Origin of the sequence: Streptomyces capitiformicae, assembly GCF_002214185.1 — a bacterium.
Classification (GTDB): Bacteria; Actinomycetota; Actinomycetes; order Streptomycetales; family Streptomycetaceae; genus Streptomyces; species Streptomyces capitiformicae.
Genome location: NZ_CP022161.1, coordinates 9,567,724 through 9,586,021, shown reverse-complemented (window position 1 = coordinate 9,586,021; position 18,298 = coordinate 9,567,724). Strand labels below are relative to the sequence as shown.

The window sequence follows — 18,298 nt, the reverse complement described above, 5'->3', positions numbered from 1 at the left end:
GCGTCACCGAACGGGTGATCGTCTTGGAGGAACCCCTGGTTAGCCCTACAGGTGCGTCGGCGCGAACATCCGCAGCCGCGCCGGGAGGACGACCACCGAAGGTCCCGGCGCGGCCAGCGCCTTCGCCAGGTCGTCGGCGAGCGTCTCGGGGGTCGTTCGTACCCCCGGTACGCCGAACGACTCCGCCAGGGCGACGAAGTCCGGTCGAGACAGCTCCGTACCGGTCGTCTCCCCGAATGCCTCCGTCATGTACTCGCGCAGGATCCCGTAGCCGCCGTCGTCGACGATCAGCCAGGTGACGTCGAGGCCGTACTGCCGGGCCGTGGCCAGCTCGGCGATCGAGTACAGGGCGCCGCCGTCGCCCGAGACGGCCAGCACCGGCTGCGTCGGGTCGGCGGCCGCCGCGCCGAGGGCCGCCGGGAAGGCGTAGCCGAGGCCGCCCGAACCCTGGGCCGAGTGCATGGTGTTGGGGAACCTGGCGTCAAAGGCCGACCAGGCCCAGTACGCCAGGATCGTCATGTCCCAGAAGGAGGGCGCCCGGGACGGCAGGGCCCGCCGGATCGACGCCAACAGGTCCTGCTCCAGGGTGAGTTGTTGCCCATCGATACGCTCACGAACCTGCGCGAGCACGCCCCGCACGCGCTCCGGCGCCGACTCGTCCTCCCTGGGTTCCTCGATCGTCTCCAGCAGCGCCTGCAACGCCAGCCGCGCGTCCGCGTGGATGCCGAGGGCCGGATGGTTGGACTCCAGCTTCCCCAGGTCCGCCTCGATCTGGATCACTCGGCCCCGGGGCTTGAACGTGTGGTAGTTCGAGGAGAGTTCGCCGAGCCCCGACCCCACCACCAGCAGGACGTCCGCGTCCTCCAGGAAGTCGGTGGTGTGCCGGTCCTCCAGCCAGGACTGGAGAGACAGCGGATGCGTCCACGGGAACGCGCCCTTGCCGCCGAAGGTGGTGACGACCGGCGCCGACAGCCGCTCCGCCAGCTGCCGCAGCTTGCCGGACGCGTCCGCCCGTACGACCCCGCCGCCCGCGATGATCGCGGGCCGGGCGGCCTTCGTGAGCAGGTCGGCCGCCACGGCCGTCAGTTCGGGGCGCGGGGGCAGCTCCTCGGGGAAGGCGTCGCCACCCGTCACCACGGGGATGGACGTCTCGGCCAGCAGCACGTCCTGCGGGATCTCCACCCACACCGGCCCGTGCGGGGCGGTCAGCGCCGACTGCCAAGCGGCGGCGATCGCGGAGGGGATCTGGGACTGGGTACGCACGGTGTGGACCGACTTCACCACGCCCCTGAACGAGGCTGCCTGGTCCGGGAGTTCGTGCAGATAGCCGTGGCGGCCGCCGCCCAGCCCCGCCACCGGGATCTGGCTGCCGATGGCGAGGACGGGGGCGGAGGCCGCGGCCGCCTCCTGGAGCGCGGCGAGCGACGTCAGCGCGCCCGGCCCCGTCGACAGCAGCAGCGGCGCCGCCTCACCCGTGATCCGGCCGTACGCGTCCGCCGCGAATCCCGCGTTGTTCTCGACCCGCAGGCCGATGTAGCGCAGATCGCTGCGGCGCAGCGCGTCGAACATGCCGAGCGCGTGCTGGCCGGGCAGCCCGAACACCGTCGTCGCGCCGAGCCCGGCCAGCGTCTCCACGACCAGGTCACCGCCGTTGCGCCCGGGGGGCGGGTTCAGGGCAGCCGATGTCTGTGCCTCCGTCGGGCGGAGCACCAGGTCGTGGTCGTGGGTCACTTCGCTTCCGAGTCCTTCCGGGCCGCCGCGATCTGGCGGGACATGATGGTGGTCAGCTCGTACGCCGTGTGCGACGCGGCCACCGCGGTGATCTCGGCGTGATCGTACGCGGGCGCCACCTCGACGACATCGGCGGAGACCAGGTTGCAGGAGGCCAGGCCCCGCAGGATCTCCAGCAGCTCGCGGGAGGTCATGCCGCCGGCCTCGGGCGTCCCGGTACCCGGCGCGTGGGCGGGGTCGAGGCAGTCGATGTCGATGGAGATGTAGAGCGGGCGGTCACCGATGCGCTGCCGCAGCTGGTCGGCGACCTCGTCCACGCCGCGCCGCATGACGTCCGCCGACGTGACGATGCCGAAGCCCAGCTTGGCGTCGTCGTCCAGGTCCCGCTTGCCGTACAGGGGGCCTCGTATGCCCACGTGCGAGAGCGCCTCCGTGTCCAGGATCCCCTCCTCCACCGCACGCCGGAACGGGGTCCCGTGCGTGTACTCGGCGTCGAAGTACGTGTCCCAGGTGTCGAGGTGGGCGTCGAAGTGCAGCAGCGCCACCGGGCCGTGCTTCTTGGCGACCGAGCGCAGCAGCGGGAGGGCGATGGTGTGGTCGCCGCCCAGGGTCATCAGGCGCGCGCCCGTCTCCAGCAGCTCGTCCGCCGCCGCCTCGACGGTCTCCACGGCCTCGTTGATGTTGAACGGGTTCACCGCGATGTCACCGCCGTCCGCGACCTGCGCCAGCGCGAACGGCGAGGCGTCCTGGGCCGGGTTGTAGGGGCGCAGCAGCCGGGACGCCTCGCGGATCGCGTTGCCGCCGAAGCGGGCGCCCGGCCGGTACGAGACACCGCTGTCGAACGGCACTCCCACGACCGCGACTTCGGTCCGCCCGCCCACCTCGTCGAGGCGCGGCAGCCGGGCGAAGGTCGCGGGCCCGGCGTACCTCGGGACACGGGAGGAGTCGACGGGGCCGCGGGGCGTCTCGATGCTGCTCATGGGGTGATGCCTTCTCTCCTGCGCCTCATCCGCTTCATCGCGTATGAGGCTGTTTGTACTACTTCTTCTTCGACTTTACTGGGGAGCCGGGGCCGGCTCGGATGCGGGTTCGGGTGCCCGCCCGGCCAGCCGGTCGCGCCAGGCGGCGAGTACGGCGGCGTCGGTCGCGGGGGTGGCCAGGGAGACGGCGAGGTACGCGGCCAGCGAGGTCAGGAGGCCGTAGTAGACGGGTTCGTTGGCGAGGATTCCGTACGTCGCCATCAGGACGATCACCGCGACGCCGCCGACCACGACGGAGGCGAGCGCGCCGTGGACCGTGCCGCGCCGCCACAGCAGCCCGCCGAGGATCGGGACGAGGAGACCGCCGACGAGGAGGTTGTACGCGACGGTCAGCGCCTCGACAACGTTGTTCAGTGCGATCGCCGTACAGATCACGCCGATGCCCATGATCAGGATGAAGACCCGGTTGCCCTTGACCTCGTCCCGCTCCCCCTGCCCGTCCGAGGTGCGCAGGGCGCCCCGCAGCCTCGACCAGATGTCGTTGTTGGCGACGGTCGCGCAGGCGATGAGCGCGCCGGAGGAGGTGGACATCACGGCGGCCAGGGCGGCAGCGAGCACCAACCCCCGTACGCCGATGGGGAGTTCCTCCTTCACGATGGTCGCGAAGGCGTCGTCGGCGTTGGCGAGGTTCGGGAAGAGCACCTTGGCCGCCGTACCGATGACGGCACCGGCGAGGGCGTATGCGAGGCAGTAGGTGCCCGCGACTGTGCCGCCCCACTTGGCCGTCCGGTCGCTGCGGGCCGTGAAGACGCGCTGCCAGATGTCCTGCCCGATGAGCATGCCGAACGTATAGATCAGGACGTAGGTGAAGATCGTCTCGCCGCCGATGCCCAGCGGGTCGAAGTACGAGGTGGGGAGGGAGTCCCTCATCTCACCGAAGCCGCCCGCCTTGACGACGGCGATGGGGAGCAGAAGCAGCAGCACGCCAACCGTCTTCACCACGAACTGGACCATGTCCGTCAGCGTGATCGACCACATGCCGCCGAGCGTCGAGTACGCGACGACGATCGAGCCGCCGAGGACGATCGCGAGGGTGCGGTTCATGTCGAACAGGACGTCGAAGATCGTGGCGTACGCGATGGTGGACGTGACGGCGAGCATCAGGGTGTACGCCCACATGACGACGCCGGAGATGACGCCGGCGCGGCCGCCGTAGCGGAGGTCGAGCATCTCGGAGACGGTGTAGACCTTCAGGCGGGCGATGCGGGCGGAGAAGAAGACGGAGAGGGCGAGCAGCCCCAGGCCGATGGTGAAGACCATCCAGGCGCCGGAGAGGCCGTACTGGTAGCCGAGGCCCACGCCGCCGATGGTGGAGGCGCCGCCGAGGACGATGGCGGCCATGGTCCCGGAGTACATGGCCGGGCCGAGCCGGCGCCCGGCGACCAGGAACTCGCTCTTCGACCGCGCCCGGCGCATACCCCACCACCCCATGGCCAGCATTCCGACGAGATAGACGACGATCACGGTGTAGTCGACGGCCATAGGCCCTCCCTCAGTCGAGGTCACTCGATTCGCCGGCGGGTGACGAACCTCGACACTAGGTGGCCGGAAAGCGACTGCGAAGTGTACGTTTCATCCACTTGAGCGGACACGACTGAAGGAAACGCACATCACCACGCACATCGCCATGTCGGACCCCGCCGTTCCCCCCACCCCACCCGTGCCCCTCGCCGCCCTCCTGGCCCGCCAGGACCTGGGCCTGCGCCAGATCGCCGGCCCGGTCGACGAGGACACGGTGATCCACTGGGCCCACACCTCGGAGATGTCGGACCCCTACCCGTACCTGCTGGGCGGCGAGCTCCTCCTGACGGCCGGCGTCCACATCCCCGAGGCGGCCGGCTCCGGCACCTACTTCGACGACTACATCTCCCGCATCGTCGAGGCAGGCGGCACAGCCCTCGGCTTCGGCGTCGCCCCGGTGCACGACACGGTCCCGAGGGCCCTGATCGCCGCCTGCGACACGTACGGCCTGCCGCTGATCGAGGTCCCGCCCCGGACGACCTTCTCCGGTGTGGCCCGAGCGGTCTGGCAACTGATGGCCGAGGCCCGCCACACCGAACTCCGCCGAGTCACAGAGGCCCAGCAGAGCCTCGCGGCAGCCGCGTCCCGCCCGGACCCGGTGAGGGCGGTCCTACGCCGGCTGGCGCAACGGGTGGGCGGCCGGGCGGTGCTGTACGGGGCCGAGGGGGCGGAAATGGCGTCGTTCGGCCGGGAGCAGGGGGAAGCGGTGACACGACGTCTGGCGACTTTGGCAGCGGTGGTCCACCCCCGTTCTCTCAGGGGCGCGGGGCGTGACACCGTGCGGCTCCGCCGCGTGGGCGCGAACAACCCCCACGCACCAGCACCAGCACCAGCCGAACCACCCGAACCACCCGAGCCCTCCCCGCGCACCTCCACTCCCACCTCCGCGACCGACACGATCAACGGCACCCACCTCACCGCCTACACCCTGACCACCAGCCCCGGCTTCGTACTCGGCGTAGCAACCCCACACCGCACCCCGGGCGACCACACCATCACCTCCGTCGCCGCCGTACTCCTCTCCCTCCTCACCGGCGAACAACAGAGCGGCACAGGCGCGACCCGCACCTCGGCCCTCGTACGCCTCCTCCTCGGCGCATCCCCGGAGGAGGCGGCCCCCCTCCTCGGCCACGGCGACCGGTGGCAGGTCGTGCACGCCCGCCCCACCAAAGACGCCCCGGACCCCCTCTCCGCAGCCACGCTCGGCGCAGCCCTGGGCTCCGCCCTCGTGGACGCCCACGGCGACACCGTCCGCGTCCTCGTCCCGGCCGACCACGAGATCACCGCCCAGCCCGGCTGGACCTGCGGGGTCAGCGCCCCGGCCGCCCCGCACGCGTGGGCGTCCGCCGACACGCAGGCGGCCCGCGCCCTGGCCCGGGCGAGGGCGACCCGTACGGCGTTGGTGCGCCACGGCACCCGTACCGCGCTCGCCGAGCTGATCCCGGCGGACGACGCGACCGCGCACGCCCGCGCGCTCCTGGCCCCGCTCGCCGACTCGCCCGCGCTCGCCGAGACCCTGCGCACCTGGCTGTCGCTGCACGGCAGTTGGGACCGTACGGCCGTGGCGCTGGCCGTGCACCGCAACACGGTCCGCCAACGGATCGGCCGTTGCGCCGTGTTGCTGGAGGCGGACCTGGACGACCCGGACGTGCGGATGGAGTTGTGGTTCGCGCTGCGCGAGCGGTGAGCCGCGAGCGGTGAACCGGCGGCCTTCTTGGGATGGCGCAGATGGCCGGGGAGTGACGCAGGTCGCATGCGGCGGTCACACGGAGGACTCCCACAGTTGTCTGCCTCACAATGGGGGCATGCCGATATCCGGGATCCCCAGCCGCGCCGAGCTCGTCGAGCACCTCGTACGGACGCGTATCGCGGGCGACGTCGCCACGCCGCGCGAGAACAACCTCTCCCACTACCGCGAACTGGCCAACGGCAACCGCCACTACTGGCTGGGCCTGGAGCTCGGCGACCGCTGGAGCGACGAGCAGGATGTGCTGGCCGTGATGGCGGAGCGGGTCGGCGTGAACGACGACCCCGGTCACCGGTACGGCCAGGACACGATCGACCCGGATCTGACGGTCGACGCGCTGGAGCGCATGGCGGCGCGGCTGCGCAAGGCGGCCGACGGCGAGCAGCGGGTGCTGTTCGCCACCGGCCACCCCGGCGGTCTTCTCGACGTGCACCGGGCCACGGCGCAGGCGTTGCGCGCGGCGGGCTGCGAGATCGTCGTCATCCCGGACGGCCTGCAGACGGAGGAGGGTTACGTCATGCAGTTCGCGGACGTCGCCGTCCTCGAACACGGCGCCACCCTCTGGCACACCCACTCCCCCGAGCCGATGCGGGCCATCCTCCGGGGACTTGAGGGCACCGGCCGTCCGCTGCCCGACCTGGTGGTCGCCGACCACGGCTGGGCGGGCTGCGCGGGCCAGCTCGGCATCGACTCCGTCGGTTACGCCGACTGCAACGACCCCGCCCTCTTCCTCGCCGAGTCCGAGGGCACCCTCCAGGTCGCGGTCCCCCTCGACGACCACGTGGTCAGCCCGCGCCACTACGACCCGATGACGGCGTACCTGCTGGAACAGGCGGGCCTGAGCGAGCTGTAACCGACTGGAGGCTTACGGAGTCCTCGGCCTCGGCACGCGTACGACGCCCTCCTGGATGACCGAGATCGCGAGCCGTCCGTCCTGGGTGTAGATCCGGCCCTGGCCGAGGCCGCGGCCGGCCGACGCGGACGGCGACTCCTGGTCGTACAGGAGCCATTCGTCGGCGCGGAACGGCCGGTGGAACCACATGGCGTGGTCCAGCGACGCCCCGACCACGTCCCCCACGGCCCACCCGCCGCGCCCGTGCGCGAGCAGGATGGAGTCGAGGAGCGTCATGTCGGAGACGTAGGTGGCGAGGACGACGTGCAGGAGGGGGTCGTCGTCGAGCTTGCCGTCGGCGCGGAACCACACCTGAGAGCGCGGTTCTCGGGGCTCGCCGTAGCGGCCGTAGGGCGGATCGTCGACGTACCGCAGGTCGACGGCGGCCCGCGCCTCCAGCATCCTCTGGACGAGGGCCGGGGCGAGGTCGTACGACGGCAGCCGTTCCTCGGCGGTGGGGAGGGTCTCCGGGTCGGGCGCGGCGGGCATCGGGGCCTGGTGTTCGAGGCCCTCCTCGTACCGCTGGAAGGACGCGGAGAGGGCGAAGATCGGCTGCCCGTGCTGGACGGCGACGACGCGGCGAGCGGTGAAGGAACGGCCGTCGTTCATGCGGTCGACGGTGTAGACGATGGGCGCGCCCGGGTCGCCGACACGCAGGAAGTACGCGTGGAGGGAGTGCGGCAGCCGGTCCTCGGGGACCGTCCGCCCGGCGGCGACGAGCGCCTGGGCCGCGACCTGCCCGCCGAAGACGCGCGGGACGATGGCGGGCCGGGAGCGGCCGCGGAAGATGTTCTCCTCGATCTGCTCGAGGTCGAGCAGATCGAGGAGATCCTGAAGTGGTGCCTGGCTCATAAAGCCTTTTCTACCGGCGAGTAATTTCGCGGACCTTACAAGATCATGTCCTTACAGGATCATGCCTTACAGGCCCATGTCCTTCGCGATGATCGACTTCATGATCTCGCTGGTGCCGCCGTAGATGCGGTTGACGCGGTTGTCCGCGTACAGGCGGGCGATCGGGTACTCGTTCATGAAGCCGTAGCCGCCGTGGAGCTGGAGGCAGCGGTCGATGACACGGTGGGCGACCTCGGTGCAGAAGAGCTTGGCGCTGGCGGCCTCGGCCGGCGTCAGCTCACCGGCGTCCAGGGCCTCCGTGGCACGGTCGGCGACGGCCTCGGCGGCGTCCACCTCGGCCTGGCAGGCGGCCAGTTCGAACTTGGTGTTCTGGAAGGCGGCGACGGGCTGGCCGAAGACGACGCGGTCCTGGACGTACTGCTTGGTGAACCGCACCGCGGCCTTGGCCTGCGCGTAGGCGCCGTAGGCGATGCCCCAGCGCTCGGAGGCGAGGTTGTGGCCGAGGTAGTAGAAGCCCTTGTTCTCCTCACCGAGGAGGTCCTCGACGGGCACCTTGACGTCGACGAAGGCGAGCTCGGCGGTGTCGGAGGTCTTGAGCCCGAGCTTGTCCAGCTTCCGCCCGACCGAGTACCCCTCGGCCTTGGTGTCCACGACGAGGAGGGAGATGCCGTGCCGGCGGTCCTCCTTGGTCGGGGCGGCCGTACGCGCGCAGACGATCATGCGGTCGGCGTGGACGCCACCGGTGATGAAGGTCTTGGCACCGTTGAGGACGTAGTGCGTCCCGTCCTCACTGAGCTTGGCGGTGGTCTTCATGCCCGCGAGGTCGGAGCCGGTGCCCGGCTCGGTCATCGCGATGGCCCACATCTCCTCGCCGGAGACGAACTTCGGCAGGTACCGCTTCTTCTGCTCGTCCGTGGCCAGCATCTTGACGTACGGCAGACCGAGCAGCACATGCACCCCGGAGCCGCCGAAGGTCACGCCCGCACGGGCGGTCTCCTCGTACAGCACGGCCTCGAACTTGTACGAGTCGATGCCGGCGCCGCCGTACTCCTCGTCCACCCGGATACCGAAGATGCCCAGCTCGGCCAGCTTGTAGTAGAAGTCCCGCGGCGCCTGACCCGCGGCGAACCACTCGTCGTAGACCGGCACGACCTCGGCCTCGATGAAGGCACGCAGGGTCTCCCGGAACGCCTCGTGATCCTCGTTGAACACCGTACGGCGCACCGCCGTCACCTCCACCTGAGTACCTTCGGATGTACCCAAGCGCCCACCGCAGACATGGCTAAGCGCTTGCTCAGACAAACCGTACCGGCGAGTACCAAGTGCGTCCAGAGTGCCCCCGACGTAACACTCGTCACTCCGCCTCGCGGACGGGGACGCCGGCCCGGTACGGCCTGGCAGCCACTCGTGGGGCAGGGGCCCGCCGGTAGCGCACCGAGGTCAGCCCTGCTTCTCCCCGAGGGCTGCACGCAGCCAGTCCAGAACCCAAGACCCACGAGGTGCGGCTCACGTCGTGGGCGAGGAGAACAGCCCGTCCGGAACACAGGGCCTGGGGCCACCACGTCGGGGGCGGCCTCGTTCGGCTTGTCGCCGGCCATGTGCAGCGACGGCTCCTTTCCGCTGCGGGTGCGGTGGGAAGGAGCCGTCGGCCGGCCGCCGGGACCGCTCGCGTCAGCGGGTGCCCAGCAGGGCGCGCCAGGTCTGCGGGCCGATGACGCCGTCGACCTGCAAGTGGTGCTTCTTCTGGAAGTCGACCACCGCCGACTTTCCGTTACGCCGACGCCGTGGGCGTCCTCGCCGAGCAGGGTGTTGGCCGCTACCTCGAACTCGGCCCCGACGGCACCCTCACCACGCTCGCCCAGGCAACGCTCGACGACCCCGAAACGGCCGTCCTCGCCCCGGCCCTGCGCAAGGACCGGCCCGAGGTGTCCGCGCTCCTCGGTGCGGTCGCCAGACTGTACGTCGACGGTACCCGGGCCGACTGGGCGGCTCAGCTGCCCGAGGCGCCGGCGGTGCCGCTGCCGACGTACGCCTTCCAGCGGCGTCGCTACTGGCTGGAGGCGTCCGAAGCGGCCGGTGATGTGACCGCCGCCGGGCTGGAGAGGGCCGAGCATCCGCTGCTCGCGGCCGCCGTGAGCGTCCCCGGCACGGACGGGCTGCTGCTCACCGGGCGGCTGTCCCTCCGTAGCCACCCCTGGCTGGAGGGGCACCGGGTGCTGGGCCGGGTCATCCTGCCGGGCACGTCCTACCTCGAACTGGCGGTGTACGCCGGGGACCAGGTCGGCCTCGGCCACGTGGCCGAACTGACCCTGGAGACCCCGCTGGTGCTGCCCGACCACGGCGCCGTACAGATCCAGCTCGCCGTCGGCGCCCCCGACGCGGACGGACGGCGGGAGTTCAGCCTGCACTCGCGGGCCGCCGACGCCGCCCCGGACCAGCCGTGGACCCGCCATGCGCAGGGGCTCCTGGCCGCAGACAACGCAGACGCCGCAGACGCCCAAGAAGCCGGGAAGCCGGCCGCCTGGCCACCGCCCGGCGCCGTGCCCGTCGTGCCGGATGCGGCGGGGGAGGCCGACTGGTACGAACGGTTCGCGGCCGGAGGCTTCGACTACGGTTCGGCGTTCCGGGGGCTCCAGCGTGTCTGGCGCCAGGACCGGGACCTGTTCGCGGAGGTGGCGCTCCCCGAGTCCCACCGGGCCGAAGCCGCTCGCTACGCCCTGCACCCCGCCCTGCTCGACGCCGCCCTGCACACCCTGCTCGTCGGCGTACCGGACGACGACAGCGATGACGCACAGACCGGGGCGGGGGCGGTCCTCCCCTTCACCTGGAACGGCGTCTCCCTGCACGCGACCGGGGCCACCGCACTGCGCGTCCACCTGGCGCCCACCGGACGCCCGCTGGAGTTCGCGCTGTCCGTCGCCGACCCCGAGGGCCGGCCGGTGGCCACGGCGGACGGTCTGCTGCTGCGGAGGCTCACCGCCGGCCAGATCCCCGACGCGGCCCCCGGCGGTACGGCGGACGCCCCGCCCCTGCTGGTCCAGCGCTGGCGGCGCACCGAGCCGCAACCCGCCGCCCCGGCACCCGAAACCGTGCGCTGGGCCCTCATCGGGCACGGCGACGGCGGGCTCGCCGAGGCGCTGCACACGGCCGGAGTCCATCTGGAGTGCTACGCCGACCTCGCCTCCCTCGGCGCGGCCGTCGACACCGGGACCGCCGCCCCCGAGGCCGTCCTCACCGTCCGCACCGGTTCCGGCGCACCCGCCCCGGAGGCCACCAGGGAGCTGCTGACCGGGACCGCGGACCTCGTCCGGCAGTGGACCGACGACGACCGCTTCGCCGACTCCCGCCTGGTCCTGGTCACCCGAGGCGCCCTCGCCACCGACGGGGCCGAGGACGTGACCGACCTCGCCGGTGCCGCGCTGTGGGGTCTGATCAGGTCCGCCCGGATCGAACACCCCGACCGGCTGCACCTCCTCGACCTCGCGCCAAACCTGTCCAGTTCGCCCGGTGATGCCGCTGTCTTCGATGCCGTCCCCGCCGCGATCGTCGCGGCCCGCCCCGAGGCCGCCCTACGCGAAGGGGCCCTCCTCGTACCGGACTTGAGCGAACCGTCGACACCGGCGGCCGGTCCGCCCCTGGACCCCCACGGCACCGTCCTGGTCACCGGCGCCACCGGCACCCTCGGTACCCTCGTGACCCGGCACCTGGTCAGCACGCACGGCGCGCGCCGACTGCTGCTGGCGTCCCGGCGCGGCGCGGACGCGCCGGGCGCCGACGCCCTCGTGGCGGAACTCGCCGAACACGGCGCCGAGTCGACGGTCGTCGCCTGTGACGTCACCGACCCGGCCCAGCTGGAGGGCCTGCTCGCCGGCGTCCCGGAGGAGCACCCGCTGACCGCCGTCGTGCACATCGCCGGCGTCGTGGACGACGCGACGCTCGCCTCGCTCACCGACGCGCAGATCGACCGCGTACTCGCCCCCAAGGCGGACGCGGCCTGGCAGCTGCACCGGCTGACCGAGGACCGGGACCTGTCGGCGTTCGTGCTGTTCTCGTCGGCCGCGGGCACCTTCGGCGCGGCGGGCCAGGGCGGCTACGCGGCGGCGAACGCCTTCCTCGACGGGCTGGCGGCGCACCGCCGGGCGCGAGGGCTGCCAGCCACGTCGATCGCCTGGGGGCTGTGGGCGGCCGAGTCGGCCATGACCGCCGGGCTCGGCGCTGCCGACCGGGAGCGGATGGCGCGCGGCGGCATGCTGCCGCTGACCTCCGAGGCGGGCCTCGCCCTGTTCGACCAGGCGATGGCCACCCCCGACGCGGCCGTGGTCGCTCTGGCCCGGCGCACCCCGTCGACCACGGGTCCCGCCGCCCGCCGCAGGGCTGCCGCGGGCACCGCCACGGACGGCGGACGCTCGCTCGCCGCACGGCTCACGGCAGGTGACCCGGAGCAGCGGCTCGCGCTGCTCCTCGACGAGGTACGGGCCCAGGTCGCCTTCGTGCTCGGCCACGACTCCACCGACGAGGTGCTGCCCGACCGGCACTTCGTGGAGCTGGGCTTCGACTCGCTGACCGCCATGGAACTGCGCAACCGGCTCGGCTCGGCGACCGGCTTCCGGCTGCCCGCCACCCTGGTCTTCGACCACGACACCCCGCGGGCGGTCGCCGCCGAGCTGGCCGAACGCTTCGCCGCGACGGAGTCCACGGCGTCCGGGACCCCGCAGCAGGGCGGGGCGCACGAGGAGACGCCGGAGCGTGCCGCCCGCCCGCAGGACACCGTGGGCGCACTGTTCCGGGACGCGTGCCGGCAGGGCCGTATCGACGAGGGCTTCGCCCTGCTGAACGCCGTCGCCGATCTGCGCCCCGTGTTCGACTCCCCGACCGGGCTCCCCGCCTCGGCCGGCGGGCTCCGGCTCGCCGCCGGCGACAAGGGCGCCGCGCTGGTCTGCTTCAGCTCCTATGTGGCGCTGGCCGGTGTGCACCAGTACGCCCGGTTCGCGTCCGCCTTCCGGGGCGAGCGCGACGTATGGGCGCTGCCCACACCCGGCTTCGGGCCGGACGAACCGCTGCCCGCCTCGCTGGACGTGGTGGCCAGGACCCAGGCCGAATGGGTGCTGCGGTGCACGGACGGCAGGCCGTTCGTGCTCACCGGATCGTCGTCCGGCGGCATCCTGGCCCTGGCCGCCGCCCGCCATCTGGAGAAGTCGGGGCATCCGCCGCTGGGCGTGGCCCTGCTCGACACGTACATGCCGCGCGCGGACTCCCCGTTCACCCGGTTCTCGGCCGAGATGCTGGGCGGGATGTTCGACCGGGAGTCGATGTTCGCGCACATGGACGCCGACCGGCTCTCCGCGATGGCCTGGTACATCCGCATGATCGGCGAATGGGACCCGGACGACCTGTCCGCGCCCGTGGTGCTGGTCAGGTCCACCGAGCCGCCCGTGACCGCGGCGGACTCGGGGCTGCTGCGCCCGGCGGACTGGCAGAGCTCCTGGGACGGCGCCGGATCCGTCGTGGACGTCCCCGGCAACCACTTCACGATGATGGAGTCCCACGCCACCACCACCGCGGGCGCCCTCGCCACCTGGATCGACACCGTGCTGCCGCACGCCACCGGCGACGAGCCGGCCGACCGACCCGAGGGAGCATGATGCGCGTCCTGTTCGTCACCCTGTCCGAGAAGTCCCATGTGTATCTGACGGTCCCGCTGGCGTGGGCGCTCACCGCGGCCGGCCACGAGGTCCGCGTCGCGAGCCAGCCGATGGCCACCGAGACCATCACGCAGGCAGGTCTCACCGCCGTCCCCGTCGGCACCGACCACGGCATCCACCAGGGCATGAGCGCCTACCGGGACTCCCAGGACTACCGGACCACGAACTGGAGCCGCTGCGAACGCGACGGCCCCGACGGCGTGGACTGGGCGGAGCTGAAGGAGCGCTACGAGGTGAGCGTGCCGTACGCCTTCGCCGTCTACAACGACTCCATGATCGACGACCTCGCGGCACTCGCCCGGAGCTGGCGGCCCGATCTCGTCATCCGTGACCCGCTGGCGTACGCCGGTGCCGTGGCCGCCCGGATCAGCGGCGCGGCGCACGCCCGGCTGATGTGGTGCGCCGACGTCTGGGGCCGTACCCGGCACACCTATCTGGACCTGATGCGGGAGCAGCCCGAGCACGAGCGGGTGGATCCGCTCGCCGACTGGCTGACGGCGAGGTCCGAGCCGTTCGGGTTCTCCTGCGACGAGGAGATGCTGCACGGCCAGGCCACCCTCAGCACCCTGCCCGCCGCCCTGTCCGTCCCCACGGCGTCCCCCGAGCTGCCGATGCGGCACGTCCCCTACAACGGGCGCGCGGTGGTGTGGGACTGGCTGCGCGAGGAGGCCGAGCGACCCCGCGTCTGCCTCAGCCTCGGCACCTCCAACACCGAGGGCTACGGCGGCGACTACGTCTCCGTGCCCGAGATCCTCGACGCGCTGGCCGACGACGACGTGGAGGTCGTCGCCGCGCTGCTCCCCGCCCAGCGGGAGAAACTCGGCACCCTCCCCGACAACGCCCGGGCCGTCGACTCGGTGGCCCTGCACACCCTGCTGCCGAGCTGCTCCGCCGTCATCCACCACGGCGGCTACGGCAGCTTCGCCACCGCCATGGCCGCCGGGGTGCCCCAGCTGGTGCTCTCCACGCTGGTCTCCGACCACGAACTGCGCGGCCGGGCGCTGGAACGCACCGGCGCGGGCGCTTATCTCCACCACCGGGATGCCACGGCCGAGACGGTCCGCGACCAGATCCGGCGGCTCGTCGGTAAGCCGGAGCCCGCCGCGGCGGCGCGGCGGCTGCGGGCCGACTGCGAGGCCATGCCGACCCCGCACGCCGTGGTGCCCGCGTTGGAACGCCTGGCGGCGGCCCGCTGACAGCGTGTGCCAGGCACCCCACGACCCCCCCCGATCACAGGAAGCAGGACAATGTCATGAGGATCAACGTGGATCGCGAGCGCTGTGTCGGCGCCGGCCAGTGTGTGCTGGCCGCCGCCGACATCTTCGACCAGAGCCACGAGGACGGTCTCGTGGAGCTGCTGCTGGCCGAGCCGCCGGAGTCGCTGCGCTCGGAGGCGAAGGAGGCGGAACTGATCTGTCCCGCCCGGGCCATCGAACTGCGGCCCTGACCGCCTCCCACACCCACGACACAGTTAAGGCGGGATGGAAACCGTGAAGGCTCTTGTGCTGTCGGGAGGTGCGGGCACCCGGCTGCGACCGATCACCCACACGTCCGCGAAACAGTTGGTGCCGGTCGCCAACAAGCCCATCCTCTTCTACGGCCTGGAGGCCATCGCCGACGCCGGGATCACCGACGTCGCGGTGGTGGTCGGCGACACCGAGAACGAGATCCGGCAGGCCGTCGGCGACGGCTCCGCGTTCGGCCTCGACGTCACCTACCTTCGGCAGGAGGCCCCTCTCGGCCTCGCCCACGCCGTGCGGATCGCCCGGGACTTCCTGGGCGACGACGACTTCGTGATGTTCCTCGGCGACAACTTCGTCTTCGGCGGCATCAACGACTGCGTCGACCAGTTCCGCAAGGAACGCCCCGACGCCCAGCTGCTGCTCACCCGGGTGCCCGACCCGTCCGCGTTCGGTGTCGCCGAACTCGACGACCTGGGCCGGCTGGTGGGGCTGGAGGAGAAACCCCGGCAGCCCCGCAGCGACCTGGCGCTGGTCGGCGTGTATCTCTTCGGCCCGGCCATCCACGAGGCGGTGGCCGCGATCCGCCCCTCGCAGCGCGGCGAGCTGGAGATCACCGACGCCGTCCAGTGGCTGCTGGAGCGGGAGCACGACATCCGCTCCACGGTGATCACCGGCTACTGGAAGGACACCGGCAACGCCGCCGACATCCTCGACGTCAACCGCAGACTCCTGGACCTGCTGGAGTACCGGGTCGACGGCGACATCGACGAAGCGAGCGAGATCGTCGGCCGGGTACGCGTCGAGGCCGGGGCCAGGATCCGCGGGTCGCGCATCGTCGGCCCGGCGATCATCGGCGCCGGCACCCTCGTCGAGGACTCCTACATAGGCCCCTCGACGTCCATAGCCCAGGAGTGCGTCATCCGGAACAGTGAGATCGAGTTCTCGATCATCCTGCAGGAGTCCGTCTTCGACGGCATCCGCCGGGTGGAGGGGTCGCTCGTCGGTCGCAATGTGCGGGTCACGCTGGGGCCGCGGGTCCCCGCGACTCACCGGCTGGTCATCGGCGACCACGGGCGGGTGCAGATCTCGTCATGACCCGTACCCACCGCACCCGCGTCCTGGTGACCGGCGGCGCCGGCTTCATCGGCTCCCACCACGTACGGACCCTGCTCGGCCCCGGCGGCCCGGCCGACGTCTCCGTCACCGTCCTCGACGCCCTCACCTACGCGGGCAACCCCGAGAACCTGGACGAGGTCCGGGACCACCCCGCCTTCGTCTTCGTCAAGGGCGACATCTGCGACACGGAACTCGTGGACGATCTGATGGCCGACCACGACGAGGTGGTGCACTTCGCCGCCGAGTCCCATGTGGACCGGTCCATCCTCAGCTCCGGCGAGTTCGTCCGCACCAACGTCCTCGGGACCCACACCCTGCTCGACGCGGCCCTGCGCCACGGCGTCCGCACCTTCGTGCACGTCTCCACCGACGAGGTGTACGGCTCCATCGACACCGGAGCCTGGACCGAGGAGTGTCCGCCGAGCCCCAATTCGCCCTACTCCGCCTCCAAGGCCTCCTCCGACCTGCTCGCCCTGGCCTACCACCGCACCCACGGCCTCGACGTCCGCGTCACCCGGTGCTCCAACAACTACGGCCACCACCAGCATCCGGAGAAGGTCGTCCCCCTGTTCGTCACCCACCTCCTCGACGGCCGCAAGGTCCCCCTCTACGGCGACGGCGGCAACGTACGCGACTGGCTGCACATCGACGACCATGTCCAGGGCATCGAACTGGTCCGCACCGCCGGTCGCCCCGGCGAGGTCTACAACATCGGCGGCGGAACCGAGCTGACGAACCGTCAGCTCACGGATCTGCTGCTGGACGCCTGCGGCGCCGGACCCGACCGTATCGAGTACGTCGCGGACCGCAAGGGCCACGACCGGCGCTACAGCGTCGACTGGTCCAAGATCCGCGACGAACTCGGGTACCGCCCGCGCAAGGACTTCGCGACCGGCCTGGCCGAGACCGTCGACTGGTACCGGAACAACCGCGGCTGGTGGGAGCCGCTGAACCCCCCGGCGGAGGTGGCCTGGTGACCGGCCTGCACAAGATCGTCGTGGTCGGCGCCGGCGCCGCCGGCGCCACCACCGCCGAGACCCTCCGGGCCCAGGGCTACGACGGCCGTCTCACCCTCGTCGGCGCCGAACCGCACGAGCCGTACGACCGCCCGCCCCTGTCCAAGCAGATCCTCGCCGGCAGCTGGCAGCCGGACCGGATCCGGCTGCGCGCCCCCGACACCTACGACCGCCTCGGCATCGACCTGCGCCTGGGCACCGACGCCGTCGGCCTGGACCGCACCGGCCGTACGGTCGAACTCGCCGACGGCACCCGGCTGCCCGCCGACGCCGTGGTCGTCGCGACCGGCGTACGGCCCAGGCGGCTGCCCGGCGACGAAGGGCTGAGCGGTGTGCACGTGCTGCGCACCGTCGACGACGCCCTCGCCCTGCGTACCGCCCTGACCGGCGGGGTGCGGCTGGTGGTGGCCGGAGCCGGCCTGCTCGGCACCGAGGCGGCCGTCGCCGCGCGCGGCCTGGGTGCCGACGTCACGCTCGTCGGCCCCGACCCGGTCCCGCTGCTCGGCCCTCTCGGGCCGCAGGCCGCCGGGCTGGTCGCCGCCGCCCACCGCGGCCTCGGGCTGCGCGTCCGGCAGGGGCGCGTCCTCGGGGTCGAGGGCGCGCGCGGCGCCGTCACCGGGGTCCGGCTGGCCGACGGGACACTGCTGCCCGCCGATGCCGTCCTCGTGGCGACCGGTTCGCTGCCCAACACCGAGTGGCTGCGCGGCGGGGGAGTGCCGGTCGACAACGGAGTCGTCTGCGACGCGCTCGGCGCGGCCGGGCCCGGTGTGTGGGCCGTGGGCGACGTGGCGAACCGGCCCGACGCGAGCACCGGGGGCCGACGACGCCGGGAACACCGCACCCAGGCCACCGAGCAGGCAGTCGCCGTCGCCCGCAACCTGCTCGCCGGCACCGGCACCGGAGCCACGCCCTTCGCCCCGTTGCCGTACTTCTGGACCGACCAGCACGACCTCAAGATCCAGGTCTTCGGCGAGATCGACGGCACCGAACCGTCCCACGTCGTCGAAGGCAGCCCCGCCGAGGGGAGGTTCGCCGCGGTGCACTACGCCGACGGCCGGGTCCGTGCCGCCGTCGCCGTCAACCTGCCCCGCGCCGCAGGGCGGTTGCGTCGCATGGTGCTCAGCGGGGTCCTGGAGGCCCCGACGCCATCGTCGGTCTGAGCGGCCGAAGGCGAGCCCCGTCCACAGACAAGGCCCGGCACCGCGTCCCTGCGGTGCC

14 protein-coding genes are annotated in these 18,298 nt (G+C 72.2%); 8 read left to right on the top strand and 6 right to left on the bottom strand.

The annotated features are described in order from the left end of the window. Positions 1-45: 45 nt before the first annotated feature. From CES90_RS43035 to CES90_RS43025, 3 genes are all read right to left on the bottom strand, one after another. On the bottom strand, positions 46-1,731 hold the full coding sequence (locus tag CES90_RS43035; protein ID WP_189788445.1) for a thiamine pyrophosphate-binding protein: 1,686 nt from the start codon (positions 1,729-1,731) through the stop codon (positions 46-48). Beyond that, positions 1,728-2,711: an agmatinase gene (speB, locus tag CES90_RS43030; RefSeq protein WP_189788446.1), complete on the bottom strand. Its 984-nt coding sequence runs from the start codon at positions 2,709-2,711 to the stop codon at positions 1,728-1,730. Before speB ends, CES90_RS43035 begins: the two co-directional genes overlap by 4 nt. Before the next feature lie 75 nt (positions 2,712-2,786). After that, positions 2,787-4,253: a sodium:solute symporter gene (locus CES90_RS43025; protein WP_189788447.1), complete on the bottom strand. Its 1,467-nt coding sequence runs from the start codon at positions 4,251-4,253 to the stop codon at positions 2,787-2,789. Positions 4,254-4,398: 145 nt separating this feature from the next. Here CES90_RS43025 and CES90_RS43020 point away from each other — a divergent pair, with 145 nt between their 5' ends. Both CES90_RS43020 and CES90_RS43015 read left to right on the top strand, forming a co-directional pair. After that, on the top strand, positions 4,399-5,979 hold the full coding sequence (locus tag CES90_RS43020; protein ID WP_189788448.1) for a PucR family transcriptional regulator: 1,581 nt from the start codon (positions 4,399-4,401) through the stop codon (positions 5,977-5,979). Between the two features lie 118 nt (positions 5,980-6,097). Continuing rightward, positions 6,098-6,892: a phosphatase gene (locus tag CES90_RS43015; protein WP_189788449.1), complete on the top strand. Its 795-nt coding sequence runs from the start codon at positions 6,098-6,100 to the stop codon at positions 6,890-6,892. Positions 6,893-6,904: 12 nt separating this feature from the next. Here the strand turns inward: CES90_RS43015 and tesB are convergent, their stop codons facing one another. From tesB to CES90_RS52240, 3 genes are all read right to left on the bottom strand, one after another. After that, positions 6,905-7,783, bottom strand: a complete 879-nt coding sequence (gene tesB / locus CES90_RS43010) for an acyl-CoA thioesterase II (RefSeq protein WP_189788450.1) — start codon at positions 7,781-7,783, stop codon at positions 6,905-6,907. A gap of 66 nt (positions 7,784-7,849) precedes the next feature. Beyond that, positions 7,850-9,007: an acyl-CoA dehydrogenase family protein gene (locus tag CES90_RS43005; RefSeq protein WP_189788453.1), complete on the bottom strand. Its 1,158-nt coding sequence runs from the start codon at positions 9,005-9,007 to the stop codon at positions 7,850-7,852. Positions 9,008-9,454: 447 nt separating this feature from the next. Beyond that, positions 9,455-9,541 carry a peptidoglycan-binding domain-containing protein gene (locus CES90_RS52240; RefSeq protein WP_208921919.1) on the bottom strand — a complete coding sequence of 29 codons (87 nt, stop codon included), beginning with the start codon at positions 9,539-9,541 and terminating at the stop codon, positions 9,455-9,457. A 26-nt stretch (positions 9,542-9,567) separates the two neighbouring features. Between CES90_RS52240 and CES90_RS42995 the strand changes: the two genes are divergently transcribed. From CES90_RS42995 to CES90_RS42970, 6 genes are read left to right on the top strand one after another with little or no spacing between them, the layout of a single operon-like run. Further along, positions 9,568-13,425, top strand: a complete 3,858-nt coding sequence (locus CES90_RS42995) for an SDR family NAD(P)-dependent oxidoreductase (protein ID WP_208921581.1) — start codon at positions 9,568-9,570, stop codon at positions 13,423-13,425. Next, positions 13,422-14,681, top strand: coding sequence for an activator-dependent family glycosyltransferase (locus tag CES90_RS42990; protein WP_229914492.1), 1,260 nt, complete (start codon positions 13,422-13,424; stop codon positions 14,679-14,681). The genes CES90_RS42995 and CES90_RS42990 overlap by 4 nt, the downstream gene beginning before the upstream one ends. A gap of 56 nt (positions 14,682-14,737) precedes the next feature. Beyond that, positions 14,738-14,932 carry a ferredoxin gene (locus tag CES90_RS42985; RefSeq protein ID WP_189788402.1) on the top strand — a complete coding sequence of 65 codons (195 nt, stop codon included), beginning with the start codon at positions 14,738-14,740 and terminating at the stop codon, positions 14,930-14,932. A gap of 43 nt (positions 14,933-14,975) precedes the next feature. Continuing rightward, entirely contained in the window at positions 14,976-16,043 is a 1,068-nt protein-coding gene (locus tag CES90_RS42980; protein ID WP_189788401.1) for a glucose-1-phosphate thymidylyltransferase, read from the top strand. Continuing rightward, positions 16,040-17,041: a dTDP-glucose 4,6-dehydratase gene (gene rfbB, locus CES90_RS42975; RefSeq protein WP_189788400.1), complete on the top strand. Its 1,002-nt coding sequence runs from the start codon at positions 16,040-16,042 to the stop codon at positions 17,039-17,041. The genes CES90_RS42980 and rfbB overlap by 4 nt, the downstream gene beginning before the upstream one ends. Then, positions 17,038-18,240 carry an NAD(P)/FAD-dependent oxidoreductase gene (locus CES90_RS42970; protein WP_229914491.1) on the top strand — a complete coding sequence of 401 codons (1,203 nt, stop codon included), beginning with the start codon at positions 17,038-17,040 and terminating at the stop codon, positions 18,238-18,240. Before rfbB ends, CES90_RS42970 begins: the two co-directional genes overlap by 4 nt. Positions 18,241-18,298: the final 58 nt, after the last annotated feature.